At 70.9% G+C, this 22,529-nt stretch carries 24 protein-coding genes; 16 read left to right on the plus strand and 8 right to left on the minus strand.

Annotated features, from left to right (window positions below):
- Positions 1 to 15: 15 nt before the first annotated feature.
- The 3 genes from fabG (at position 16) to ACFYZQ_RS36405 (ending at position 2,203) form a co-directional block, all read left to right on the plus strand.
- Entirely contained in the window at positions 16 to 735 is a 720-nt protein-coding gene (gene fabG, locus ACFYZQ_RS36395) for a 3-oxoacyl-[acyl-carrier-protein] reductase (protein WP_389157542.1), read from the plus strand.
- Positions 736 to 740: 5 nt separating this feature from the next.
- Positions 741 to 1,508 (plus strand): enoyl-ACP reductase FabI, encoded by a 768-nt coding sequence (fabI, locus tag ACFYZQ_RS36400; protein ID WP_389157545.1) that lies wholly within the window; start codon positions 741 to 743, stop codon positions 1,506 to 1,508.
- A gap of 344 nt (positions 1,509 to 1,852) precedes the next feature.
- Positions 1,853 to 2,203, plus strand: coding sequence for a hypothetical protein (locus tag ACFYZQ_RS36405; protein WP_389157548.1), 351 nt, complete (start codon positions 1,853 to 1,855; stop codon positions 2,201 to 2,203).
- Here the strand turns inward: ACFYZQ_RS36405 and ACFYZQ_RS36410 are convergent.
- Positions 2,181 to 2,873 carry a FadR/GntR family transcriptional regulator gene (locus ACFYZQ_RS36410; RefSeq protein ID WP_389157551.1) on the minus strand — a complete coding sequence of 231 codons (693 nt, stop codon included), beginning with the start codon at positions 2,871 to 2,873 and terminating at the stop codon, positions 2,181 to 2,183. The two genes, ACFYZQ_RS36405 and ACFYZQ_RS36410, sit on opposite strands and share 23 nt — an antisense overlap.
- A gap of 70 nt (positions 2,874 to 2,943) precedes the next feature.
- On the opposite strand from ACFYZQ_RS36410, the gene ACFYZQ_RS36415 reads away from it, so the two are divergent.
- From ACFYZQ_RS36415 to ACFYZQ_RS36430, 4 genes are all read left to right on the plus strand, one after another.
- On the plus strand, positions 2,944 to 4,248 hold the full coding sequence (locus tag ACFYZQ_RS36415) for a CynX/NimT family MFS transporter (RefSeq protein ID WP_389157554.1): 1,305 nt from the start codon (positions 2,944 to 2,946) through the stop codon (positions 4,246 to 4,248).
- A 48-nt stretch (positions 4,249 to 4,296) separates the two neighbouring features.
- A complete protein-coding gene (locus tag ACFYZQ_RS36420; protein ID WP_389157556.1) occupies positions 4,297 to 4,413 on the plus strand; it encodes an SGM_5486 family transporter-associated protein in 117 nt (38 codons plus the stop codon).
- 188 nt (positions 4,414 to 4,601) lie between these two features.
- Positions 4,602 to 4,808: a hypothetical protein gene (locus tag ACFYZQ_RS36425; RefSeq protein ID WP_389157559.1), complete on the plus strand. Its 207-nt coding sequence runs from the start codon at positions 4,602 to 4,604 to the stop codon at positions 4,806 to 4,808.
- A 90-nt stretch (positions 4,809 to 4,898) separates the two neighbouring features.
- Positions 4,899 to 5,417 (plus strand): SixA phosphatase family protein, encoded by a 519-nt coding sequence (locus ACFYZQ_RS36430; RefSeq protein WP_388804367.1) that lies wholly within the window; start codon positions 4,899 to 4,901, stop codon positions 5,415 to 5,417.
- Between the two features lie 108 nt (positions 5,418 to 5,525).
- Here ACFYZQ_RS36430 and serB read toward each other — a convergent pair whose 3' ends face one another.
- Both serB and ACFYZQ_RS36440 read right to left on the minus strand, forming a co-directional pair.
- The gene (gene serB / locus ACFYZQ_RS36435; protein WP_389157562.1) at positions 5,526 to 6,749 is read right to left on the minus strand and encodes a phosphoserine phosphatase SerB; all 1,224 of its coding nucleotides are present in this window, start codon (positions 6,747 to 6,749) and stop codon (positions 5,526 to 5,528) included.
- 430 nt (positions 6,750 to 7,179) lie between these two features.
- Complete coding sequence (locus ACFYZQ_RS36440) at positions 7,180 to 8,997, minus strand: streptophobe family protein (protein ID WP_389157565.1); 1,818 nt, start codon at positions 8,995 to 8,997, stop codon at positions 7,180 to 7,182.
- A gap of 240 nt (positions 8,998 to 9,237) precedes the next feature.
- Between ACFYZQ_RS36440 and ACFYZQ_RS36445 the strand changes: the two genes are divergently transcribed.
- Complete coding sequence (locus tag ACFYZQ_RS36445) at positions 9,238 to 11,796, plus strand: FHA domain-containing protein (protein WP_389157614.1); 2,559 nt, start codon at positions 9,238 to 9,240, stop codon at positions 11,794 to 11,796.
- Between the two features lie 81 nt (positions 11,797 to 11,877).
- On the opposite strand, the gene ACFYZQ_RS36450 is transcribed toward ACFYZQ_RS36445, so the two are convergent.
- Positions 11,878 to 12,681 carry a transglycosylase SLT domain-containing protein gene (locus ACFYZQ_RS36450; RefSeq protein ID WP_389157568.1) on the minus strand — a complete coding sequence of 268 codons (804 nt, stop codon included), beginning with the start codon at positions 12,679 to 12,681 and terminating at the stop codon, positions 11,878 to 11,880.
- A gap of 476 nt (positions 12,682 to 13,157) precedes the next feature.
- Here ACFYZQ_RS36450 and ACFYZQ_RS36455 point away from each other — a divergent pair, with 476 nt between their 5' ends.
- From ACFYZQ_RS36455 to chpE, 3 genes are all read left to right on the plus strand, one after another.
- Positions 13,158 to 14,336 (plus strand): GAF domain-containing sensor histidine kinase, encoded by a 1,179-nt coding sequence (locus ACFYZQ_RS36455; RefSeq protein WP_389157571.1) that lies wholly within the window; start codon positions 13,158 to 13,160, stop codon positions 14,334 to 14,336.
- A complete protein-coding gene (locus tag ACFYZQ_RS36460) occupies positions 14,329 to 14,970 on the plus strand; it encodes a response regulator (RefSeq protein ID WP_389157574.1) in 642 nt (213 codons plus the stop codon). The genes ACFYZQ_RS36455 and ACFYZQ_RS36460 overlap by 8 nt, the downstream gene beginning before the upstream one ends.
- Positions 14,971 to 15,084: 114 nt before the next feature.
- Complete coding sequence (gene chpE / locus ACFYZQ_RS36465; protein ID WP_389157577.1) at positions 15,085 to 15,333, plus strand: chaplin ChpE; 249 nt, start codon at positions 15,085 to 15,087, stop codon at positions 15,331 to 15,333.
- Positions 15,334 to 15,566: 233 nt separating this feature from the next.
- Here chpE and ACFYZQ_RS36470 read toward each other — a convergent pair whose 3' ends face one another.
- Positions 15,567 to 16,355, minus strand: a complete 789-nt coding sequence (locus tag ACFYZQ_RS36470; RefSeq protein ID WP_389157580.1) for a hypothetical protein — start codon at positions 16,353 to 16,355, stop codon at positions 15,567 to 15,569.
- Positions 16,356 to 16,505: 150 nt separating this feature from the next.
- Between ACFYZQ_RS36470 and ACFYZQ_RS36475 the strand changes: the two genes are divergently transcribed.
- The 3 genes from ACFYZQ_RS36475 to ACFYZQ_RS36485 all read left to right on the plus strand — a co-directional run bounded on the left by ACFYZQ_RS36475 (position 16,506) and on the right by ACFYZQ_RS36485 (position 18,873).
- The gene (locus tag ACFYZQ_RS36475; RefSeq protein WP_389157583.1) at positions 16,506 to 17,297 is read left to right on the plus strand and encodes an ABC transporter ATP-binding protein; all 792 of its coding nucleotides are present in this window, start codon (positions 16,506 to 16,508) and stop codon (positions 17,295 to 17,297) included.
- A 49-nt stretch (positions 17,298 to 17,346) separates the two neighbouring features.
- On the plus strand, positions 17,347 to 17,778 hold the full coding sequence (locus ACFYZQ_RS36480) for an NfeD family protein (protein ID WP_389157586.1): 432 nt from the start codon (positions 17,347 to 17,349) through the stop codon (positions 17,776 to 17,778).
- A 129-nt stretch (positions 17,779 to 17,907) separates the two neighbouring features.
- Complete coding sequence (locus tag ACFYZQ_RS36485) at positions 17,908 to 18,873, plus strand: SPFH domain-containing protein (RefSeq protein WP_389157589.1); 966 nt, start codon at positions 17,908 to 17,910, stop codon at positions 18,871 to 18,873.
- Between the two features lie 67 nt (positions 18,874 to 18,940).
- On the opposite strand, the gene ACFYZQ_RS36490 is transcribed toward ACFYZQ_RS36485, so the two are convergent.
- Both ACFYZQ_RS36490 and ACFYZQ_RS36495 read right to left on the minus strand, forming a co-directional pair.
- Positions 18,941 to 19,453 carry an HNH endonuclease gene (locus ACFYZQ_RS36490; RefSeq protein ID WP_389157592.1) on the minus strand — a complete coding sequence of 171 codons (513 nt, stop codon included), beginning with the start codon at positions 19,451 to 19,453 and terminating at the stop codon, positions 18,941 to 18,943.
- Positions 19,454 to 19,607: 154 nt separating this feature from the next.
- A complete protein-coding gene (locus ACFYZQ_RS36495; RefSeq protein ID WP_389157595.1) occupies positions 19,608 to 20,147 on the minus strand; it encodes a YbhB/YbcL family Raf kinase inhibitor-like protein in 540 nt (179 codons plus the stop codon).
- Between the two features lie 82 nt (positions 20,148 to 20,229).
- Between ACFYZQ_RS36495 and ACFYZQ_RS36500 the strand changes: the two genes are divergently transcribed.
- A complete protein-coding gene (locus ACFYZQ_RS36500) occupies positions 20,230 to 20,484 on the plus strand; it encodes a hypothetical protein (RefSeq protein WP_389157598.1) in 255 nt (84 codons plus the stop codon).
- A 97-nt stretch (positions 20,485 to 20,581) separates the two neighbouring features.
- Here the strand turns inward: ACFYZQ_RS36500 and ACFYZQ_RS36505 are convergent, their stop codons facing one another.
- Complete coding sequence (locus ACFYZQ_RS36505) at positions 20,582 to 21,364, minus strand: sporulation protein (RefSeq protein WP_389157600.1); 783 nt, start codon at positions 21,362 to 21,364, stop codon at positions 20,582 to 20,584.
- A gap of 139 nt (positions 21,365 to 21,503) precedes the next feature.
- Here ACFYZQ_RS36505 and ACFYZQ_RS36510 point away from each other — a divergent pair, with 139 nt between their 5' ends.
- Positions 21,504 to 22,154 carry a DNA-3-methyladenine glycosylase gene (locus ACFYZQ_RS36510; protein ID WP_389157603.1) on the plus strand — a complete coding sequence of 217 codons (651 nt, stop codon included), beginning with the start codon at positions 21,504 to 21,506 and terminating at the stop codon, positions 22,152 to 22,154.
- Positions 22,155 to 22,529 lie beyond the last annotated feature (375 nt).

The following is a 22,529-nucleotide window of genomic DNA, read 5'->3' on the forward strand; positions in this document are numbered from 1 at the left end:
CGAAAGGGTGATCCGTTGAGCCGCTCGGTTCTCGTCACCGGAGGCAACCGGGGCATCGGCCTCGCCATCGCCCGCGCTTTCGCCGACGCCGGCGACAAGGTCGCGATAACGTACCGTTCGGGTGAGCCGCCGACCGCCCTGACAGATCTGGGCTGCCTGGCCGTGAAGTGCGACATCACCGACTCCGAGCAGGTGGAGCAGGCCTACAAGGAGATCGAGGACCAGCACGGCCCGGTCGAGGTCCTGATCGCCAACGCCGGCATCACCAAGGACCAGCTGCTGATGCGCATGTCCGAGGAGGACTTCAGCTCGGTCGTCGACACCAACCTCACCGGCACCTTCCGCGTCGTCAAGCGTGCCAACCGCGGCATGCTCCGCGCCAAGAAGGGCCGTGTCGTCCTCATCTCCTCGGTCGTCGGGCTGCTCGGCGCCGCGGGGCAGGCGAACTACGCCGCCTCCAAGGCCGCCATGGTCGGCTTCGCGCGCTCCCTCGCCCGTGAGCTCGGCTCGCGCAACATCACTTTCAACGTCGTCGCGCCCGGTTTTGTGGACACCGACATGACCAAGGCGCTCACCGACGAGCAGCGCTCCACCATCCTGTCGCAGGTGCCGCTCGGCCGTTACGCGCAGCCGGAGGAGGTCGCCGCGACGGTGCGGTTCCTCGCCTCGGACGACGCCTCGTACATCACTGGAGCCGTCATTTCCGTTGACGGCGGACTGGGAATGGGTCACTGATCACCATGAGCGGAATCCTCGAGGGCAAGCGCGTCCTGATCACCGGAGTGCTGACGGAGGCCTCCATCGCCTTCCACACCGCCAAGCTCGCACAGGAGCAGGGCGCCGAGATCATCCTGACCGCGTTCCCGCGGCCCACGCTGACGGAGCGCATCGCCAAGAAGCTGCCGAAGCCCACCAAGGTCATCGAGCTCGACGTCACCAACGACGAGCACCTCGGCCGGCTGGCCGACGTCGTCGGCGAGGAGCTGGGCGGCCTCGACGGCGTCGTGCACTCCATCGGCTTCGCGCCGCAGGACGCGCTCGGCGGCAACTTCCTCAACACGCCGTTCGAGTCCGTGGCCACCGCCATGCACGTCTCGGCGTTCTCGCTGAAGTCCCTGACCATGGCCTGCCTGCCGCTGATGCAGAACGGCGGCTCGGTCGTCGGCCTCACCTTCGACGCCTCGTTCGCCTGGCCGCAGTACGACTGGATGGGCCCGGCCAAGGCCGCCCTGGAGGCGACCAGCCGCTACATGGCGCGCGACCTGGGCAAGCAGAACATCCGCTGCAACCTCGTCTCCGCGGGCCCGCTGGGCTCCATGGCCGCCAAGTCCATCCCGGGCTTCAGCGAGCTGGCGTCCGTGTGGGACCACCGCTCCCCGCTGGAGTGGGACCTCGCCGACCCGGAGCCGGCCGGCCGCGGCGTCGTCGCCCTGCTGAGCGACTGGTTCCCGAAGACCACCGGCGAGATCATCCACGTGGACGGCGGCCTGCACGCCATCGGCGCCTGACCGCTGCCGCTGGGCTCGACCGTGTCCGAGGCCCGCGCCCCTTCGGGGTGCGGGCCTCGGTTGTCGGTGGCTTCGGTGCCGGGTGGTCTGGTGGCCCGACGGCCCGGCGGCTTGGTACGGGGCGCCAGGGCGGCCGGGGACGGGGGTGCACGGGTGGGCCGGTCCGGGCCATGGCCTCGGGCCTGCCCTGCCGGGGAGGAGGAGGTGTCTCCGGCTGATCCGCCGGGCGGCCCGCGCGTCACCCGTTCGGCACACCGGCCGGGCGTGGACGTGCGGCGACGGGGACCCTGGAGTACGCGTACACCTCGCGATTCCCTCCCCCGTACGGCCGAGGAGGTCCCGTTGTGCGTCTGTCCCGCGGTCTGGCCTCGGTGACCGTAGCCGTCGCCCTCGTGCTGTCCCTGCCGTACGAGGCGATGCCGCACGCGCGCGTGAAGCACGGCAATCCACCGCTCCCGCCGCTGTTCGGGACGGAGTGCCGTACGGCCGTCCACGGCTCCCACGTGGTGGCGTACTGCCACAACCCCTACGTCGCCACCGACCGCGTGCGCCTGCACATCGAGTGCGCCCGATGGTGGGACATCGACACCGACGGCGATCCCGTCGACGTCGGGCCGGCGCTCACCGTGCGATTGACGGGCCGGTGCTGGAAGGACGTCCGCTCGGTCTGGATCAGCCACCAGAAGGTGAGCTGAACCGCCCCGGACGGCACATGACGGGATAGCTCGCGGCCTCGGTGGCGGCCGTCTCCGCGTCACCGGCGCGGACGGCGTCCACGAGCCGGGTGTGGTCCATGTGCGTCCCGGGCGTCAGCTCGGCGCCCACGTCCGCGCGCAGCCAGTCCCGCAGCACCTCGCCCAGGTCGGCGTACATCGCCGTCATGACGTCGTTGTGCGAGGCCGCCACCACGGCCAGGTGGAAGGTCGCGTCCGCGGCCACGAACGCCTCCGCGTCGCCCGACTCCCAGGCCTCCTCGCGCCGTACCAGAAGTGCGTCGAGCTGCTTGAGGTCCTTCTCGGTGCGCCGCTCGGCGGCCAGCCTGGCGGCCGCGGACTCCAGGGTGGAGCGCAGCTCGGCGATGTGCCGCGGGTCGGCACCGGCGAATCGGCGGTGCATCACGCCCGCCAGCTCGCTCGTGGCCACGACGTAGGTGCCCGAGCCCTGCCGGATGTCCAGCAGCCCGTTGTGCGCCAGCGCGCGGACGGCCTCGCGGACCGTGTTGCGGGCGACTCCGAGCTGCTCGACCAGTTCCGGCTCCGTCGGGATGCGCGAGCCGACCGGCCATTCGCCGGAGGTGATCTGGTGGCGCAGCTCGGCGATGACCTGCTCGGACAGCGCCGAACGACGCGGATGGCTCAGAGGCATGGCACACCTTCGCATGCGGGGGCCGACGGCCGGGAACCCGGAAGTGGACAACCAATCATCCTATGATTCTATGATGGTCGGCATGGCTAGCGAGGAGACACGCACGACGACCCGGAACGGCGTCACCGTCGGCGAACCCCGTACGACCGCACCCGCCACGCGCGCGTGGGCGGCGCGGCTCGTCGTCGCCGGCATCGTGCTGTCCGCGCTGAACCTCCGCCCCGCCATCACCAGCCTGGGCGCCCTCCTGAAGGAGGTCCGCGACGGCCTCGGGATGAGCGGCAGCGTCGCCGGACTGCTCACCTCCGTCCCCCCGCTGTGCTTCGCCGTCTTCGGCGCCACCGCCCCGCGCCTCGCCCGCCGCTTCGGCCCCGCGGCCGTGGTCTGCGCCGGCATGGTCGCCATCGCGGGCGGCCTGCTGATACGGCCGTACGCCGGGAGCATCGGGGGATTCCTGGCCGCCAGCGCGCTGGCCCTCATGGGCATCGCGGTCAGCAACGTCCTCATGCCGGTCATCGTCAAGCGCTGGTTCCCCGACCGCGTGGGCTCCATGACCGGCCTGTACTCGATGGCCCTCGCCGCCGGCACCTCGGTCGCCGCCGCGGTGACCGTGCCCCTGACCGACGCGCTGGGCGGCGGCTGGCAGTCCGGGCTCGCCGTGTGGGCGGCCCTCGCCGCCGCGGCGGTACTGCCCTGGCTGCCGCTGGTACGGGACCGGGGGCCGGCGCCCGCCGACCGGCACCCCGCACGGCAGCCGCGTCAGGAGCCGCAGGAGCGGCAGGAACCGGCACTGCGGATCACCCGGAGCCGTACGGCCTGGGCGCTGGCCGTCTTCTTCGGGCTCCAGGCCACCGCCGCCTACATCACGATGGGCTGGATGGCGCAGATCTTCCGGGACGCGGGCGTCCCCGCGGGCACGGCCGGACTCCTGCTCGCCCTCACCATGGTGATGGGCGTGCCGCTGGCCTTCGTCATCCCGCGCCTGGCCACCCGGCTGCCCCACCAGGGACCGATCGTGCTGGCGCTCGGCGTCTGCGGCCTCGCCGGGTACGCCGGCCTGTACCTCGCGCCGGCCGGCGGCGCCTGGGTCTGGGCCGTCCTGCTCGGCGTCGCCAACTGCGCCTTCCCGCTGGCCCTGACGATGGTGGGCATGCGGGCCCGGACCGGCGCGGGCGTGGCCCAGCTGTCCGCTTTCGCACAGAGCACCGGCTACCTGATCTCCATCCCCGGGCCGCTCCTGGTCGGCGTGCTCTACCAGAGCAGCGGCGGCTGGGGCCTGCCGATCGCGCTCATGGCCGCACTGATGCTGCCGCAGATGGCGGTGGGCGTCCTGGCGGGCCGCGACCGGACGGTGGAGGACGAGGCGGCACGCTGACCTCACCCCGGCCGGACCGGTGGGGGCGGCGAGTGGGAAACTGGCCGCATGCCTGTGCTCGATCCGAACCCCCAGAACGGCCAGAAGAAGATGCTGATCGTCTTCGGCTCGTTCTTCGCCATCTTCGTCGTCATCGCGATCATCGCCACCATCGCCTCTCCATGAGCCTGCCGTGAGCCCGGCCCCCCTAAGGGATGGTGGGGCCAGCCCCACCATCCCTTAGGGGGCCAGGGTCAGGGTCAAGTGGGTGGATCGCCGGATGGGGCGGTGGGCGCGGATTCCGTAGTTTCGAGATGTGGCCGCGAGCGGCGGGCCACGGACCACGAACCACTCGGAGACCCGCGGAGGCGAGCATGTCGGCCCGTACGCACACCCGGCCCCACCCGGCGACCACGGGCGGCGTCGAAATCCGGCTGCGCTGGTGGGCCCTCGCGCTGCCCGCGCTCGCCTTCGTCTCCCTGCTGGTGCTGATACTCAACCCGGCCAACGCGCAGGCGGCCACCGGCGACCCGGCGCTCACCCACCTTCTCGAACGGGTGCTGCGGCTGGTCACCGGCTAGCGGTGGGTAGTCTTCCGTGCGCCTCCCGTCGGCAAATCCGCATGTCAACTCCCTGCGCCCCATGGCCTGTTTCATGCGAAGCTGGGTGCCATGAGCGTCGCAGAACCCCGCAGGATTGTCCTCTTCCGGCATGCGAAAGCCGACTGGCCACAGGTGAACGACCACGAGCGGCCGCTCGCCGAGCGGGGCCGCAAGGACGCCCCAGTCGCCGGCCGCAAGCTGGCCGACTCCGGCATCCACCTCGACCTGGCCCTGTGCTCCACCGCCGTCCGCACCCGCGAGACCTGGAAGCTCGCCGTCCATGAGCTCCCAGAGCGGCCGAAAACCATCTACGAGGAGCGGGTCTACGAGGCCTCACCCGGCGAATTGATCACTCTGTTCAACGAGATCGACGACGAGACACAGAGCGTGATCCTGATCGGTCACAACCCGGGTGTGCACGGACTCGCCGACATCCTGGCCGCCTCCGCCGAGGGCGACGCCCGCGAGCGGATGAACCGCCGGGGCTTCCCCGCCGCCGCCTTCGCGGTCCTGACCTTCACCGGGTCCTGGAAGAGCCTGGAACCGGGCACGGCCACGCTGGTCGACTACTGGGCTCCGTCGGAGTGACGGCAGAGGGCCCGCCACGAGGCGGTGGCGGGCCCTCCCCGGGTAGCGGTGGCGGGCCCTCCCCGGGTAAGCGGGGGACCGGATACGCGGACCGGGTTCCGCGGGCCGTCAGCCCTCGTCGTGCGTGTCCGCCGCCTCGACCTCTTCGCGGGTGACCCCCAGCAGATACAGGACGGTGTCCAGGAAAGGCACGTTCACCGCGGTGTGCGCGGCCTCACGGACGACCGGCTTGGCGTTGAAGGCCACGCCCAGCCCCGCCGCGTTCAGCATGTCCAGGTCGTTGGCGCCGTCGCCGATCGCCACCGTCTGCGACAGCGGAACACCGGCCTCGGCGGCGAACCGGCGCAGCAGCCGCGCCTTGCCCGCCCGGTCCACGATCTCGCCGGTGACCCGGCCGGTCAGCTTCCCGTCGACGATCTCCAGCGTGTTGGCCTGGGCGAAATCCAGCCCGAGCCGCTCCTTCAGGTCGTCGGTGACCTGCGTGAAGCCACCCGAGACCACACCGACCTGGTAGCCGAGCCGCTTCAGCGTCCGGATCAGGGTCCGGGCCCCCGGAGTCAGCCGTACCTCGCCCCGCACCTTCTGCACCACCGAGGCGTCCAGGCCCTCCAGCAGGGCCACGCGCGCGTGCAGCGACTGCTCGAAGTCCAGCTCACCGCGCATCGCGGCCGCCGTCACCTCGGCGACCTTGTCCTCACAGCCGGCGTGCGCGGCGAAGAGCTCGATCACCTCGTCCTGGATCAGTGTGGAGTCCACGTCCATCACCACCAGGCGCTGCGCCCGCCGGTGCAGACCCGCCGACACGACCGCGACGTCCACGCCGAGCGCCGCGGCGTCGGTCACCAGGGCGGTGCGCAGCGGCTCGGTCTCCACACCAGACACCGCGAACTCCACGGCGGTGACAGGGTACTTGGCGAGCCGGAAGATGCGGTCGATGTTGCCGCCGGTCTTGGCGATCCGGGACGCGATCGCGGCGGTCGCCTCGGCGGTGAGGGGATGCCCGAGGACGGTCACCAGAGAGCGCCCGAGACCGCGCGGACGGTTGTCGCCCCGGCCGGAGATGATCTCCGCCTGCATCTTCATCGACTCGGCCCAGCTGTGCACGGTGGCCCGCAGATCGCCCTCCAGCCCGGCGGGCGGGTGCGTCACCAGCGCACAGAGCACCAGGCGGCCACGAGTGACGACCTGCTCGATGTCGACCACGTCCACGCGGAAGGCGGCAAGCGTGTCGAAGAGGCCGGCCGTGATGCCCGGACTGTCCTTGCCGAAGATCTTGACGAGGAGAGTGGGAACCTCGGGGGTCACTGAGGCGGGGGTCTGCGAAGCGCTCATGGTGTGTCCACCGTATCCGGCACCGAGTGCCTTCCGCCCGCGTGGTCCGTCTAGCGGACAGGGAACAGTGGGTGTCGCTCCGGTTGCGAAACCCCGACGACCGGACCCCGTCCGCGTCACCCGGCGGACGCCGCGCCGCCACCGGGCGGGATCGCCGGCCGAGGCGGGGAGACGGCGGCTCTCGTGCGACGGCGCATGTCGGGCCGGTGAGGTCGGTCGGCTCGGCCGCGAAGTCCGGACAGCGGCGGGCACACGCCGGCCCCAGGCCGAGCAGCGTCCAGTCGCCGTGGCGCGGTCCCGTGGCGGCAGTCGGCATGCCCGCCGTCATCCGCCCATCGCCCCAGCGCGGCGCCGCCGGGCGCAGTGAGGCGAAAGAAAGGTGGCTTCCACCGCGGGGCCGGCCTCACTCCGGGGGTGCCGCGCCGCGTCCTCAGCGTCGCCCCTCCTGCTCGCCGGCCGAGGGCGGCGGAGGCGGCGGGGGAGGCCCGTCGTCCCGCGGGCCCGCGGACCGGTCGCGCGAGCGAGGCCCCGGCCGCCGGGGGGAGCGCGGGGGCGGGGCGATCGGCCCGGCCACGGTCGGGGCGCCGGACACGTCCCCGGGCGCCGGTGGCCCCTCCGGCGCAGGCCCGGCGGCCCGCCCGCCTTCCCGGGGCCGCGCGGCGTCGTACGGCCCCGGGACGGCAGCAGGGCGCGCGTCACCCGGTGGCCGTGGCCCGGCCTCCCGGCCCCGCAGTTCCTCCGGCAGCCGCAGGTACGGGTTCGTAGCGGGGTTCGGCGGGCGGTACGGCGTGCTCGGGGCGTAAGGTCCCGCGTGTTCCGGGTCCCCGTACACACGCACCCTCCCCACGTCACCCAGTGCCAACGCGGCCGCTCCCCGCCCCGCACCCCCGAACGCCCACGCCAGCAGCGCCCCCGCGGCCCCCGCCCCCGCGCCCCACGCGGCCCCCAGCAGCAGGGCCGTGCCCAGATGCCCGTGCAGTTCGACCCCGGCGCCGAACGCGTCGAAGCCCAGCACGGACAGCGAGGCGTCCACGGAGACGTCGGCCAGCCAGACCAGCAACGGCAGCGTCAGCGCCGTGGCGATCCCGAGCCGCAGCGCACACCGCCCCGCGAAACCGACCGCACCCCGCCCGCCCCCCGGAGGGGTCCGCACCGCCGTCAGCACCCCGGCCGACAGCATCAACAGCGCCGCCGCCGCCCCGAGCAGCCACACCCGCCCGTCCAGGTCGGCGAGGCGGCCCAAGGTCACCGGCCGGCCCGGCCCCCCGCCGAGGAACCTGTCCAGCGGGTCGGGCAGCAGCCCCGCCAGTACGCCCGTCGCCCTGCCGTCCCACGGCACGAAGAGGCCGATCGGCACACCGAGCCACACGCCGTTCGGCGCCCCGAGGAGCGCCGCGCCCGCGATCCGCCCCGGATGGTCGTCGCCGACCGCGGCGTACGCCGCGGCCGCGAGGCCTGCCGCCACGGCAAGGAGCAGCACGGTCACGAGGGACGAAGCCGCCGGCCGGACCACCCGGTGCACCGCCTCCCAGCCGCCCGGCAGCGGAGTGCGGCGCGAGGCGAGCAGCGCGATCAGCAGGGTCCCGGCGGACCAGCAGAGACCGCCGAGCAGGGTGGGCGCGGTGTCCACGGTGAAGCCGACAGCCGCCTTGGCATGGATCAGGTCGCCGAGCCGGTCGGGCAGCAGCCCGCCGATGTCCCCGAGGTCGCCGACGCCGGGAATGCGCACCCCACCACCGCCTCCGCCCGCACCGGGCAGTTTGCCCAGCCCGAGAGAGCCGCCGTCGATGGTGATGACGTCGTGCCCCACCCAGGCCAGCCCTCCCAGCATCGTCACGAACAGCGCCACCACCGAGCCCGCACGCGCGAGGAGTTCGGCAGGGGAGATGACAACTCCGTCCGTGCGCAGGGACCGTAGGAAGAACCACGACAACAGCAGCGCACCGACCAGGCTCACCCCGAGTGGCGTGATCTCGATGGCGGTGTGGGCCTGAGCACCTTTCAGACCGAACGCGGACACGTCACCGGACGGGGAGACCGAACCACCCGCCCCCAGCGCCACGACCGCCGCCGTCATCGGCCCCAGCGAGCCCGCGGTGTCCGCCTTCAAGAGGTGCAGCCCGAGCGCGGCCGTACCCGCCATCCCGATCAACGCCCAACTCACGGCGGCGATCGCCGACAACAGGATGTCACCCCACGGCAGCCCGCTGCCGCGCCGCGCGGTCCCGACTCCCGTGGCAGTACCCATGGCAGACCCCCCGATCCGCTGCGCGGCCGGCGGCCGCGCATGTCCCCCTCGCGTGGGATTACCACTCTCCGGCCCGATTTCAACCCCGTCAACGGGATGAGTTGAAGCGTCCTTAGGTGCCCTTGGCAAGGCCCGACTTTCGGTCAGAGGGCGGAGCCTGAAATAGTTCCCCACGATGTTCGACATCCCTAGACTCCCTGTGTTGGGGGTAATTCGGGGGACAACTCAGTGGGGCGCGGAGTGCGGGAACTCGTACTGGAATCAAACGGACGGACCTGGACGCTCGATGCGTCCCGGACCTACACCCTCGGACGCGATCCGCAGGGGGACATCGTGTTCGACGACGCCAGGGTCTCCTGGCGGCACGCCACGGTCAGCTACAACGGCCGCAGCTGGGTCATCGAGGACCACGGCAGCACCAACGGCACGTTCGTACAGGGTCAGCGGATCCCGCAGCAGATGGAGATCGGCCCCGGCTCGGCCGTGTACCTCGGCAACGCGAGCGACGGACCGCGCCTGAACCTCTCCGCCGCCGCGGCGGCGGCCGCCCAGCAGCAGCCGTACGCCGCCCAGGGCGTGGGCGCCGGCTGGGCCCAGCAGGCCCCGCCGCAGCAGGCGCCCCAGCCGCAGGTCGCACAGCCGCAGGCCGGCTGGCAGCAGCCGCAGCGGCCCGCGCCGGTTCCGCAAGCGATCCCCCAGCAGCAGAGCGGCCCGCACGAGGCCTACGCGCAGCAGGTGCCCGGTGGCGACGCGGGGGCGCCGCCGGTGTACGGCGACCGCAGCCCGACCACGTTCCACCAGTTCTCCCTCGGCCTCGTGATGCGCATCGGCCGTGCCCTGGAGAACGACCTGGTCGTCTCCGACCTGCAGGTCTCCCGCCACCACGCGGAGTTCCACGCCACGCCCGACGGCCGGTTCGAGATCCGCGACCTCGGCTCGCACAACGGCACGTACGTCAACGGCCAGCCGATCGCCAAGGGCGGCACGCAACTGCTCGGCCCGACCGACATCGTCGGCGTCGGCCACTCCACGTTCCGCATCGTCGGCGACCGCCTCGAGGAGTTCGTCGACACCGGTGAGGTCTCCTTCTCCGCACGCCACCTGACCGTCACGGTCGACGGCGGCAAGCAGATCCTGAAGGACGTCTCCTTCGGCGTCCCGGAGAAGTCCCTGATCGCGGTCATCGGCCCGTCCGGCTCCGGCAAGTCCACCCTGCTCAAGGCGCTCACCGGCTACCGGCCCGCCAACCAGGGCGAGGTCCTCTACGACAACCGGAACCTGTACAAGCAGTTCGCCGAGCTGCGTCAGCGCATCGGTCTGGTCCCGCAGGACGACATCCTGCACAAGGAACTGAGCGTCAAGAAGGCCCTCAAGTACGCGGCGAAGCTGCGCTTCCCGGCCGACACCACGGCCGCCGAGCGCAACGCCCGTATCGACGAGGTGCTGCGCGAGCTCAAGCTGGACATCCACAAGGACAAGAAGGTCACCTCCCTCTCCGGCGGTCAGCGCAAGCGCGTCTCGGTGGCCCTGGAGCTGCTCACCAAGCCGTCGCTGATCTTCCTGGACGAGCCGACCTCCGGCCTGGACCCGGGCATGGACCGCGACGTCATGCAGCTGCTGCGCGGCCTCGCCGACGACGGCCGTACGGTCCTCGTCGTCACCCACTCGGTGGCCGAGCTGGCGCTGTGCGACAAGCTGCTGGTGATGGCGCCGGGCGGCGCGGTCGCCTACTTCGGCCCGCCCGAGGAAGCGCTGAACTTCTTCGGCTACGACACCTGGGCCGACGTCTTCTCCGCCTTCGAGAACTACCGCGACTACGACTGGGCGGGCCGCTGGAAGGGCTCGCAGCACTACCAGATGTACGCCGCGGACATCGACGCCGTCGCCCCACAGGCCGTACCCATGCCTCCGCCGCAGGCGATGAAGCCGCCCAAGCCGCAGGGCTGGGCTTCCCAGCTGCTGACACTGATCCGGCGGTACGTGGCGGTCATCGCCTCCGACAAGGGCTTCCTGGCACTGACGGTGATCCTGCCCGCAGTGCTCGGCGCGGTCAGCCTGCTCATCGACTCGGACAAGGGCCTGCTGGTCAACCCGATCAACCCGAAGACGCATGTGCCCGTCCCGAACGGCACGGCGACCACGGTCCTGCTGATCCTCGCCGTCGGCGCGTGCTTCGCGGGCGCCGCGAACTCCGTGCGTGAGCTGATCAAGGAACGGGTCATCTACGAGCGGGAACGGGCGACCGGCCTGTCCCGCTCGGCGTACCTGATGTCCAAGGTGGTCGTACTCGGCGCGGTCACCGTGCTGCAGGGCCTGATGGTCGGCGTGATCGGTTTCTCCAGCCGGGAGATCCCCGACAAGGGCCTCGTCCTGGGGGGCTCCACGCTGTTCGAGCTGTGCGTGCCGATCATGGCGCTCGGCTTCACCTCGATGATGGTGGGTCTGGTCATCTCCTCGCTGGTGAAGACCGCCGAGAAGACCATGCCGCTGCTGGTCATGTTCGCGATCATCCAGGTCGTGTTCACCGGCTGCCTGTTCACCCTGAACGGCGCCGTCGGCGCCAACCAGATCTCGTACCTGATGCCGTCGCGCTGGGCGGTGGCCGCCGCCGGCGCCACGCTGGACTTCAACAACATCGCCCCGAACACCGACGACCCGACCAACACGGACCCGCTCTGGGACCACCAGGCCGCTGTCTGGGCCATGGACATGGTCGCGCTGATCGTCCTCGGCGTGATCTGCGGCTTCCTGGTGGCCCGCTTCCTGCGCCGCCACGAGCCCGAGGTCATGCGCAAGTAACGGAGCCGGTGGAACGACGCAGGGCGGCACCCCCGCAACGGGGTGCCGCCCTTCCGCGTGTGTCGAAGGTCCGCGCCGACCTCAGTACGCGCTGTTGACGTTGTCGATGGAGCCGTACCGGTGGGCCGCGTAGTTGGCCGCGGCGGTGATGTTGGCGACCGGGTCGTAGATGTTCCACGACGTGCCGGCGACGTGGTACGCGGCGAAGGTCGGCGGGATGACCTGGAGCAGGCCCTTCGACGGGATGCCGTTGACGGCGTTGATGTCCCAGTCGTTGATGGCCTGGGGGTTGCCGGAGGACTCCCGCATGATGTTGCGGTGCAGGCCGCTGTAGCTGCCCGGGATGCCCTTGGACCGCATGATGTCCAGGGAGTGCCGGATCCAGCCGTCCAGGTTGTTGGCGTAGCTCTTCGCGGCGGCCGGCTTCACGGCGGCGCGCGTCGTGGAACGGCTCACGGCGGCCTTCGCGGTACGTGCCTGGGCGGCGCGCTCCTGGGCGGCGCGTTCCTGGACGGCCTTCTTGACGGCGGCAGCGGCGGCGGCCTTCTTCGTCGCGGCGTCCGCCGCGGCCTTCTGCTTCGCCGCGATGGCCTCGACCTTCACCGTCTCGGTGGCGAGCTGGTCGGTCACGGTCCCCTTGACGTCCGGTATCCGCTGGGAGCCGTAGACCGCCTGGGGCGCGGCCTCCGGGGTGCCCGTCGTGACCGTCTGCGCGCTGCTGGGAACCGCCGAGAAGGCGAGGGCGGCGGCACCGAGGGTGGAGACACCGGCGATAGCGATCTTGTTGTGCTTGGTCAGGGCCGGACGCAGATGCTTGGCCAGGGCCGGGCTGAGGTGCTTGGTCAGGGCCGGACTGAGACGACGGATGTGAAGGTTCTTGAGCATGGGTGATGGACCTCTTCGAATCGCGCGGAGGTCGCTCTCGTGCCGCGGGAGTCGGTTCCTTCCCGCACGAACGCCGCGGGCGGAAACCCACGGCGCCGAGCGACGGAGGCAATTCTTAGCGGCCGCAAAATCGGCAGGCAAAGGTGTGACGTACGATGCCGCATAGTGGATCAGGGAAGGGCAAATCGGGACAGATTGGAGCATCCGTCCCGTTCAGGGATGACACGCCCTCTCCTATGTCCGTTCGTACGTGATGTGCGCCCTATGTGCGGGCTCACATCGGCGTCACAGCGTCTTCACCGCACGTTGCTGGCGCAATGCTCTGCGTGAGGGCATTCGGCCCCTTGCCGCCTCTCCTGCCCCCGCCCGTCCCCTCCTGCCCCGCGCCCTACGCCACCGGACCTAGTTCCACCGGCCCGGCGGACGCCGCCGACGGTCCCATCCGCGCCCGTACGCCCCGCCGGTACCGTGAGGGCATGAGTCAAGGCCCCAGGTCCGGCCTCGCCGCGGTGAGTGCCGCGCTGCTGGCCATGAGCAGGCATCTGGAGGTGCGGGACGTCCTCAAGACGATCGTCGCCTCGGCCCGCGAGCTGCTCGACGCGCAGTACGCCGCCCTCGGGGTCCCGGACGACCACGGCGGCTTCGCCCAGTTCGTCGTCGACGGCGTCAGCGACGCCCAGTGGAAGGCCATCGGCCCGCTCCCGCGCCGGCACGGCATCCTCGCCGCGATGCTCGACGAGGCCCGGCCCGTCCGCCTCGCCGACGTGCGCGAGGACACCCGCTTCGAGGGCTGGCCGTCCGCCCACCCCGAGATGTCCGACTTCCTGGGCCTGCCGATCAAGGACGGCGACGAGGTCATCGGCGCCCTGTTCCTGGCGAATAAGCTGCGCCCTGTGGGGGGACACCCCCCACAGGCCCCGTGTGCCGAATCACAGGGAGGCTGCGGCTTCACCGAGGAGGACGCGGAACTCCTCGCCATCCTCGCCCAGCACGCCGCAATCGCCCTCACCAACGCCCGTCTCTACGAACGCAGCCGCGAACTGACCATCGCCGAGGAACGCTCCCGCCTCGCGCACGAGCTGCACGACGCGGTCAGCCAGAAACTGTTCTCGCTGCGCCTGACCGCACAGGCGGCAGCCGCACTGGTCGACCGCGACCCGGCCCGCGCCAAGGGCGAACTGCAACAGGTGGCGGCGCTGGCCGCCGAAGCCGCCGACGAACTGCGCGCGGCCGTGGTGGAGTTGAGGCCCGCGGCGCTCGACGAGGACGGTCTGGTCGCCACCCTGCGCACCCAGATACAGGTCCTCGACCGCGCCCACACCGCGCGCGTGACGTTCGCCGCCCACGGCTTCCGCGCCCTGCCCGCCGCCCAGGAGGAGGCCATGCTGCGGGTCGCCCAGGAAGCCCTGCACAACGCCCTGCGGCACTCCGGCGCCGAGCACGTCGACGTGACCGTGGCCCGGTGCGGCCATGGAGCCGTGCTGCGTGTCACCGACGACGGCCGCGGCTTCGACCCGCAGACGGTCCGCCGCGCGGGCCGCCACCTGGGGCTGGTCTCCATGCGGGACCGGGCGAGCGGGGCCGGCGGCCGACTCACCGTGGAATCGGCGCCCGGCAAGGGCACCACGATCGAGATGGAGGTCCCCGGTGGCTGACGCAATCAGGGTGCTGCTCGTCGACGACCATCAGGTCGTCCGCCGGGGACTGCGCACCTTCCTGGAGGTGCAGGACGACATCGAGGTCGTGGGCGAGGCGGCCGACGGCGCCGAGGGCGTCGCCCGCGCCGAGGAACTGAAGCCGGACATCGTCCTGATGGACGTCAGGATGCCGGGCATGGACGGCATCGACGCCCTGCGCCGGCTCCGCGAGCTGGACAACCCCGCGCGCGTGGTGATCGTCACCAGCTTCACCGAACAGCGCACGGTGGTCCCGGCCCTGCGCGCGGGTGCCGCCGGATACGTGTACAAGGACGTGGACCCCGACGCCCTCGCCGGCGCCATCCGCTCCGTCCACGCCGGACACGTCCTGCTCCAGCCGGAGGTCGCCGACGCGCTGCTGTCCCAGGAGGACGCCAACTCGGGCCAGGGCAGGCCGGGTTCACTGACCGAGCGGGAGCGCGAGGTGCTCGGGCTCATAGCCGACGGCCGCTCCAACCGGGAGATCGCCCGCGCCCTCGTCCTCTCCGAGAAGACCGTCAAGACGCACGTCTCGAACATCCTGATGAAACTCGACCTGGCGGACCGCACACAGGCGGCGTTGTGGGCGGTACGTCATGGTGTGACGGGCTGAGATTCATACCGTCGTGGGAATGTCATCCGGACGGCGCATCCTCCGCCGGTCTCCGGCGTTCTCCAGTGCGTGCCGCGGCGAGTGCCGCGGTGACCGCAAGGAGGGGACACAGAAGTGAAGAACCTGAAGAAGGCGGCGGCCGTGACGATGGTGGCGGGTGGACTGATCGCCGCCGGCTCCGGAATGGCCTCCGCCACCACCGGCGGCGCGTGGGCGAACGGCGAGGCCGTGCACTCCCCGGGTGTCCTCTCGGGCAACGTCGTCCAGGCCCCGGTGCACGTCCCGGTGAACGCGGTGGGCAACACCGTGAACGTGATCGGCGCCCTGAACCCGGCCTTCGGCAACCTGGGCGTCAACCACTGAGCCCCACCACCCAGAACCCAGGCCTCCCGCGTGCACCGGGGGGCCTGTCAGTTCGTGGGGCTTCACTTCGCGGTACCGACCGGCATGACTCGGCCCGTCGTGGGGGTCCCCCGCTCGAGCGAAGCCGAGAGTGGGGGAGTTTGAGGACGAGGCCGTTCAGGCCGAAAGCGGGGGCCTGGGGACGGCAGCCCCCAGCGACGCCCGCGCAAACCCGCTGAAGAAGAAACCCCGCGTCACCGCACCCCCCGCTCCCGCTCCTCCACAACGGAGTTGTACGCCGCGACCTGCGCCCGCCGAGCCGTCCGCTCGACAGGCCGCAACGCCTCCCCCCGAGCCGCCATCTCAGCGGAGCTCACCGCACCGCCGTGCCCGTTGCCGTACGCCAGCGACACCAGCAGCCCCACCCGCTGAGCCAGCTCCAGCACCCGCACCGCCCGAGGCGGATACCCCGGCGCCAACACCTCCCGCCCATGCTCGGCACGAGCCCGGTACGCGTCGATCGCCGCCTCCGCCACCGGCCCCGCCCCGGCGACGTCCAGCCGCGAGAGAACCTCCGTCGCCTCCCGCAACGCCTCCGCCAGCTCCCGCTCGGCCTCCCCGAGCGACGGCACATCGGCCGGCGGAGCCTCCCGCACCGGAAGCACATGCCAGACCACCTCGACGTGCACGTCCCCGGCGGGGCCCGCCTCGTACACCTCCGGCACCAGCCCCAGTCCGGCGCCGTGACCGACCACCGCCTCCTCGGCCTCCAGCGCCCGCGCATTGAACTCGGGCGGCCCGCTCAGCCCCAGCGGATGCCCCGGCCGGGGCAGCGCGACGCACAGCCCGCTCACCCCGAGCGCCCGCAGCCGCCCCAGCGCGAGTGTGAGACCGACGGGCGCGGACTCACCCGGCAGCCCCTCCACCCGGTGCACCGCATCGTCGCCGACGATGGCGAGCACCGCGTCATCCGGAGAGACAAATCCGCCCAAAAGGGCATTTCCCCAAGCGGTGAGGCGTCCTGAACGTGGTTCCGAGAGCATGCCCCCACCCTAAGGACCGGACCGATGGAATGGACCGCCGCACGCGTGGCGTAGATTTCATAAGGGCTGCGCCCACCGGCGCGGCGGACCGAGCCACAGGCGTACGCGAGAGCCGAGACCGGCCACACTGCAAGGGGAGACAACGCGCTCATGAGCGATGTTCTGGAGCTTCAGGACGTATCCGTGGTCCGTGAGGGCCGGGCTCTGGTGGACCAGGTCTCCTGGTCGGTCAAGGAGGGCGAGCGCTGGGTCATCCTCGGTCCGAACGGCGCCGGCAAGACGACCCTCCTGAACGTCGCCTCCAGCTACCTCTTCCCCAGCCAGGGCACCGCCACCATCCTCGGCGACACCCTCGGCAAGGTCGACGTCTTCGACCTGCGCCCGCGCATCGGCATGGCCGGCATCGCCATGGCGGAGAAGCTCCCCAAGCGCCAGACCGTCCTGCAGACCGTGCTGACCGCCGCATACGGCATGACGGCCGGCTGGCAGGAGGAGTACGACGAGATCGACGAGCAGCGCGCCCGCGCCTTCCTCGACCGCCTCGGCATGAGCGACTACCTCCAGCGCCGCTTCGGCACCCTCTCCGAGGGCGAGCGCAAGCGCACTCTGATCGCCCGCGCCCTGATGACCGACCCGGAACTGCTGCTCCTCGACGAGCCCGCCGCCGGACTCGACCTCGGCGGCCGTGAGGACCTGGTCCGCCGCCTCGGCCGCCTCGCCCGCGACCCGATCGCCCCCTCCATGATCATGGTCACCCACCATGTCGAGGAGATCGCCCCCGGCTTCACCCACGTCCTCATGATCCGTCAGGGCAAGGTCCTCGCCGCGGGCCCGCTGGAGCTCGAACTCACCTCCCGCAACCTCTCCCGCTGCTTCGGACTCCCGCTCGTCGTCGAGCAGGTCGGCGACCGCTGGACCGCGCACGGCCTGCCCCTGTCCTGACCCCCCTTGCGCCCTGTGCGCCGCAGACCCGCGGCCCTACCATGACCGTGTGAACGACATCGACGCGTGGGTGTGGTGGCTCGTCGGCGCGGCAGCGCTCGGAATCCCGCTCGTGGTCACCGCGATGCCGGAATTCGGGATGCTCGCGGTGGGAGCCGTGGCGGCCGCGGTCGCGGCCGGCCTGGGCCTCGACGTCGTGGTCCAGGTACTCGCCTTCGTCATCGTCTCGGTCGCCCTGATCGCCGTCGTACGGCCCATAGCCGCCCGGCACGGCAGACAGCTCCCCCAACTCGTCACCGGCGTCGACGCGTTGAAGGGCAAGCAGGCCGTCGTACTGGAACGGGTCGACGGCTCCGACGGCCGGATCAAGCTCGCCGGGGAAGTGTGGTCCGCGCGCTCCCTCCACCCCGACCGCGCCTACGAGGTGGGTCAGGAGGTGGACGTCGTGGAGATCGAAGGAGCCACCGCGATCGTCATCTGACCTCGCAGGACTCAACTGGGGTGAACACCTCACGAGTTCCACTACGGTCTGTCAGACTCGACCAGCAAGATCTTCAACAGCCATAAGATCTTCCGAGGCGCCGAGGCGGAGAAGGGTACGGGGAACACGATGGAACCGGTCATCATCGTCCTGATCATTCTGGTGGTGTTGGTCTTCATCGCCCTGATCAAGACCATCCAGGTAATCCCACAGGCCAGCGCCGCCATCGTGGAGCGCTTCGGCCGCTACACGCGGACACTGAACGCGGGCCTGAACATCGTCGTCCCGTTCATCGACACCATCCGCAACCGCATCGACCTGCGCGAACAGGTCGTGCCGTTCCCGCCCCAGCCGGTGATCACCCAGGACAACCTGGTCGTCAACATCGACACCGTCATCTACTACCAGGTGACCGACGCCCGGGCCGCGACCTACGAGGTCGCCAGCTACATCCAGGCCATCGAGCAGCTAACCGTCACCACGCTCCGCAACATCATCGGCGGCATGGACCTGGAGCGGACCCTGACGTCCCGCGAGGAGATCAACGCGGCCCTGCGCGGCGTCCTCGACGAGGCCACCGGCAAGTGGGGCATCCGCGTCAACCGCGTGGAGCTCAAGGCCATCGAACCGCCCACCTCCATCCAGGACTCGATGGAGAAGCAGATGCGCGCCGACCGTGACAAGCGCGCCGCGATCCTCACCGCCGAAGGTACGCGCCAGGCCGCCATCCTCACCGCCGAGGGCGAGAAGCAGTCCCAGATCCTGCGCGCCGAGGGTGAGGCCAAGGCCGCGGCCCTGCGCGCCGAGGGCGAGGCGCAGGCCGTCCGTACGGTCTTCGAGGCGATCCACGCCGGAGACCCGGACCAGAAGCTCCTCTCCTACCAGTACCTCCAGATGCTCCCGAAGATCGCCGAAGGCGACGCCAACAAGCTCTGGATCGTCCCCAGCGAGATCGGCGACGCCCTGAAGGGGCTGTCCGGCGCGATGGGCAACTTCGGCCCCCTGGCGGGCGGTTCGGGCGGCAGCGGAAGCGGCAGCGGCAACGGGTCCGGCAGCGTCCCGGACCAGCGCCGCGAGAAGCCGTCGATCGACTGAACCGGTATGTGACCGGGGCCCGCCTTCACCAGGAAGGCGGGCCCCGGTCACATACCGCCGCGACGGCCTACGCAGCCGACGCGCTCGCCGCCAGCCACTCGGGCAGCGCCCCCAGGTCCTCCTGACCCAAGGCCAACAGCATCGCGTCGGCCGGTGTCGGCTCGAACGGCTGCCGGAGCAGCGTCATGCCCGCCTCCTCCGGCGTCCGGTTGGCCTTGCGGTGATTGTCCTCCGCGCACGCGGCGACCGTGTTCAACCACGTGTCCTGCCCACCCTGCGCCCGCGGTACCACGTGGTCCACGGTCGTCGCCCGCCTGCCGCAGTACGCGCACCGGTGCCGGTCCCGCACCAGCACGCCCCGCCTCGACCACGGGGCTTGTCTTCGGAACGGCACCCGTACGTACCTGCACAGCCGGATCACCCGGGGCGCGGGTATGTCCACATCGGCGCCGCGCATACGCAGTTCGGGGTGGGCCTGCTCGACGACGGCCTTGGCCGTCAGAACCAGCACGACGGCCCGGTTCAACGTCACCGTCGACAGCGGCTCGAAGCTCGCGTTCAGCACCAGCGTGTCACGCATCCAGCCCACCTCCCATGTGCACCGGCCCACCCCCCGGCGGGCTTGGATCAACTCTGGACGGGCGCGCCGAGATGGACAACGCAATAAAAACTGCCCGCCTCTGATCAATTCCAAGACCAGAGGCGGGCAAACGTTCCATGAACGCTGAGCTCGATCAGCCCTTCCCGGGGATCTCGTACTCACCGATGAGCTGAGCCCGCGCGATCGTGTGGAAGCGCAGGTTGAAACCGACGGCGGCCGGCGAGGCGTCGGAATCCGGGCCGAGCTTCTCCTGGTCCACCGCGTACACCGTGAAGACGTACCGGTGCGGTCCATCGCCGGGCGGCGGCGCGGCACCACCGAAGTCCTTCGACCCGTAGTCGTTCCGCGCGTGCACGGCGCCCTCGGGCAGCCCCTCGAACTTGCCGCCGCCCGCCCCGGCCGGCAGCTCGGTGACGGAGGCCGGGATGTCGAACAGCACCCAGTGCCAGAACCCGCTGCCCGTGGGGGCGTCCGGGTCGTAGCAGGTCACGGCGAAGCTCTTGGTCTCCGGCGGGAAGCCCTCCCACCGCAGCTGCGGCGAGGTGTTGCCGGCCGCGTGTACCTGAGCGTCCTTGAGGGTCGCCCCCTCCTGGACGTCCTCGCTCGTGACCGTGAACGAGGGCACGGGCGGGTGGAAGTCGTGGGGGAGCGGCCGCCTCTTGAGCTCGGTCACCTCGGTACCTCCTGAACGGTTCTGAAATCAGTGCCTTACGAGCCTAGGCCCCCACGGGCGTGTGTGCCGTCCGAGGCCATCCGTGTGCTCACCCGACCACGATGACGCTCGAGGCGGCCTCTACGGCGCGCTCGGCTCCGCCATGGGCCTGCTGATCGCCGTCCCGTACTCCCGGCTGATGGTGAAGGCCTCCGGCGTCGACACCCTCGAGTTCCCCGCCGCCCAGCTCATCGGCGTCGTCCTCGCCCTGTCCACGCTCACCGCCCTGGCGGGCGCACTGCCGGTCCGCCGCGCGGCCCGGGTCAGTCCGATGACGGCACTGTCGGCGGCCGGCTGAGGCGCCGCCGCGGCCGGCGCAGCCCCTTCCAACCGCCCTTCCCGTCCACATCGCGGAGCCCCGGCCAACTGGCCGGGGCTGCCCAGTTGTCCGACGCCTAGAACCAGTTGCGCTTGCTGCCCACCTCGGACAGCCACTGGTTGAGGTAGGCCGCCCAGTCGGTCCCCTGGTAGTCGTGCAGCCCCACCTGGAAGGACCGGAAGGTGTCGCTGCCCTCGCTGAACAGCCCCGGCTTCTTGTCCATCTCCAGCACCACGTCCATGGCGTGCTCGTCGGCCACGAAGCTCAGCTCGACCTGGTTCAGACCGCGGTACTGCGACGGCGGGTAGAACTCGATCTCCTGGTAGAACGGCAGCCGCTGGCGCGTACCCCGGATGTGACCGCGCTCCATGTCCGCGCTCTTGAAGCGGAAGCCCAGCTGGATGAACCCGTCCAGGATCGCCTTCTGCGCCGGCAGCGGGTGCACGTTGATGGGGTCGAGGTCACCGGAGTCCACGGCCCGCGCGATCTCCAGCTCGGTCTTCACGCCGATGTGCATCCCACGGAGGGCCTGCCCGTCGATCATCGTGACCGGCGTCTCCCACGGGATCTCCAGCCCGAACGGCACCGCGTGCACGGCCCCGGCCTGCAGCTCGAAGGCCCCGCCGAGCCGGAGCTTGGTGAACTCGATGTTCTGCTTGTATTCCTCGTCGCCGCTCTCCACCTCGACCTGCGCCTGCAGGCCGACGGCCAGACCCTCGATGTTCTGGTTCACGGACCCGCCCTGGATCCGCACCTCACCCTGGACGACGCCACCGGGCACCACGTTGACCTCGGCCAGCACCGTCTCGACCGAAGCCCCGCCGGCCCCCAGGCTCGCGAGCAGCTTCTTGAACGCCATTGACTCTCCCTTTGGATACGGATCCTTGATCCCTAGAAACGCGATCCACGTACGACCGGTTCCGCGCCCACACCCTGACAAGCGGAGGGATCCTTGACCAGTCCTTGGAATCCACCCGTCTGGACTACGCTCGTACGCCATGATCGCGCCCTCGGACCGTACGCCCCTGCCCAGGAAGTTCTTCGACCGGCCCGTCCTCGAGGTCGCGCCCGACCTGCTGGGCCGCGTCCTCGTCCGCACGACCCCGGAGGGCCCGATCGCGGTGCGCCTGACGGAGGTCGAGGCGTACGACGGCATGAACGACCCCGGCTCCCACGCCTACCGCGGGCGCACGCCCCGCAACGAGGTGATGTTCGGCCCTCCCGGGCATGTATACGTCTACTTCACCTACGGCATGTGGTTCTGCATGAACCTGGTGTGCGGCCCCGACGGCATCGCGAGCGCGGTCCTGCTGCGCGCCGGCGAGATCGTCGAAGGGGAGGAGCTCGCCCGCAAACGTCGACTCTCGGCCCGGAACGACAAGGAACTGGCCAAAGGTCCGGCCCGCCTCGCCACGGCCCTGGGCGTGGACCGGGCCCTCGACGGAACGGACGCCTGCGCCACCGGCGAGACACCCCTGCGCATCGTCACCGGGACCCCCGTTCCCTCCGACCAGGTACGGAACGGTCCACGCACCGGAGTCGCGGGCGAGGGGGGCAACGGGGACGTCCATCCCTGGCGCTTCTGGATCGCCGGCGACCCGACGGTGAGCCCCTACCGGGCCCATGTGCCACGGCGCCGCCGAAGTTGACTCGGGTGGGCGAGGTGCGTAATGTAGCCCGAGCCGCTGAACCGGGTACGGCAATCGCCAGCAGCCGGAGCGGCCAACCCACTACCTACGACTCCCTCTCTGCAGGGACGTTTTCGGCGTGCTCGCATGCCCGAATTCGAAGCTGCGGAACTCGATTATGAGTTCGCGAGGGAATCGGCTAACGTAGTGAATGTCGAAAGGCCGACGAGCGAAAGCGAGAAGGCCTGCGGCAAGCCCGCCGACCGGGAATCGGAGCCGAAAGGATCTGATAGAGTCGGAGACGCAAGACCGAAGGGAAGCCCGGAGGAAAGCCCGAGAGGGTGAGTACAAAGGAAGCGACCGTTCCTTGAGAACTCAACAGCGTGCCAAAAATCA

Origin of the sequence: Streptomyces sp. NPDC001843, from assembly GCF_042891955.1 — a bacterium.
In the GTDB taxonomy this organism is placed as follows: Bacteria; Actinomycetota; Actinomycetes; order Streptomycetales; family Streptomycetaceae; genus Streptomyces.

Coding starts and splice junctions, on each gene's coding strand:
- ACFYZQ_RS36450 (WP_389157568.1), bottom strand. CDS start 12,681: ATGCTCAAGAACCTTCACATCCGTCGTCTCAGTCCGGCCCTGACCAAG.
- ACFYZQ_RS36415 (WP_389157554.1), top strand. CDS start 2,944: ATGATGGTCGGCATGGCTAGCGAGGAGACACGCACGACGACCCGGAAC.
- fabI (WP_389157545.1), top strand. CDS start 741: ATGAGCGGAATCCTCGAGGGCAAGCGCGTCCTGATCACCGGAGTGCTG.
- ACFYZQ_RS36505 (WP_389157600.1), bottom strand. CDS start 21,364: ATGGCGTTCAAGAAGCTGCTCGCGAGCCTGGGGGCCGGCGGGGCTTCG.
- ACFYZQ_RS36410 (WP_389157551.1), bottom strand. CDS start 2,873: ATGCCTCTGAGCCATCCGCGTCGTTCGGCGCTGTCCGAGCAGGTCATC.
- ACFYZQ_RS36430 (WP_388804367.1), top strand. CDS start 4,899: ATGAGCGTCGCAGAACCCCGCAGGATTGTCCTCTTCCGGCATGCGAAA.
- ACFYZQ_RS36485 (WP_389157589.1), top strand. CDS start 17,908: ATGGAACCGGTCATCATCGTCCTGATCATTCTGGTGGTGTTGGTCTTC.
- ACFYZQ_RS36455 (WP_389157571.1), top strand. CDS start 13,158: ATGAGTCAAGGCCCCAGGTCCGGCCTCGCCGCGGTGAGTGCCGCGCTG.
- serB (WP_389157562.1), bottom strand. CDS start 6,749: ATGAGCGCTTCGCAGACCCCCGCCTCAGTGACCCCCGAGGTTCCCACT.
- ACFYZQ_RS36510 (WP_389157603.1), top strand. CDS start 21,504: ATGATCGCGCCCTCGGACCGTACGCCCCTGCCCAGGAAGTTCTTCGAC.
- ACFYZQ_RS36475 (WP_389157583.1), top strand. CDS start 16,506: ATGAGCGATGTTCTGGAGCTTCAGGACGTATCCGTGGTCCGTGAGGGC.
- ACFYZQ_RS36490 (WP_389157592.1), bottom strand. CDS start 19,453: ATGCGTGACACGCTGGTGCTGAACGCGAGCTTCGAGCCGCTGTCGACG.
- ACFYZQ_RS36420 (WP_389157556.1), top strand. CDS start 4,297: ATGCCTGTGCTCGATCCGAACCCCCAGAACGGCCAGAAGAAGATGCTG.
- ACFYZQ_RS36440 (WP_389157565.1), bottom strand. CDS start 8,997: ATGGGTACTGCCACGGGAGTCGGGACCGCGCGGCGCGGCAGCGGGCTG.
- ACFYZQ_RS36425 (WP_389157559.1), top strand. CDS start 4,602: ATGTCGGCCCGTACGCACACCCGGCCCCACCCGGCGACCACGGGCGGC.
- ACFYZQ_RS36470 (WP_389157580.1), bottom strand. CDS start 16,355: ATGCTCTCGGAACCACGTTCAGGACGCCTCACCGCTTGGGGAAATGCC.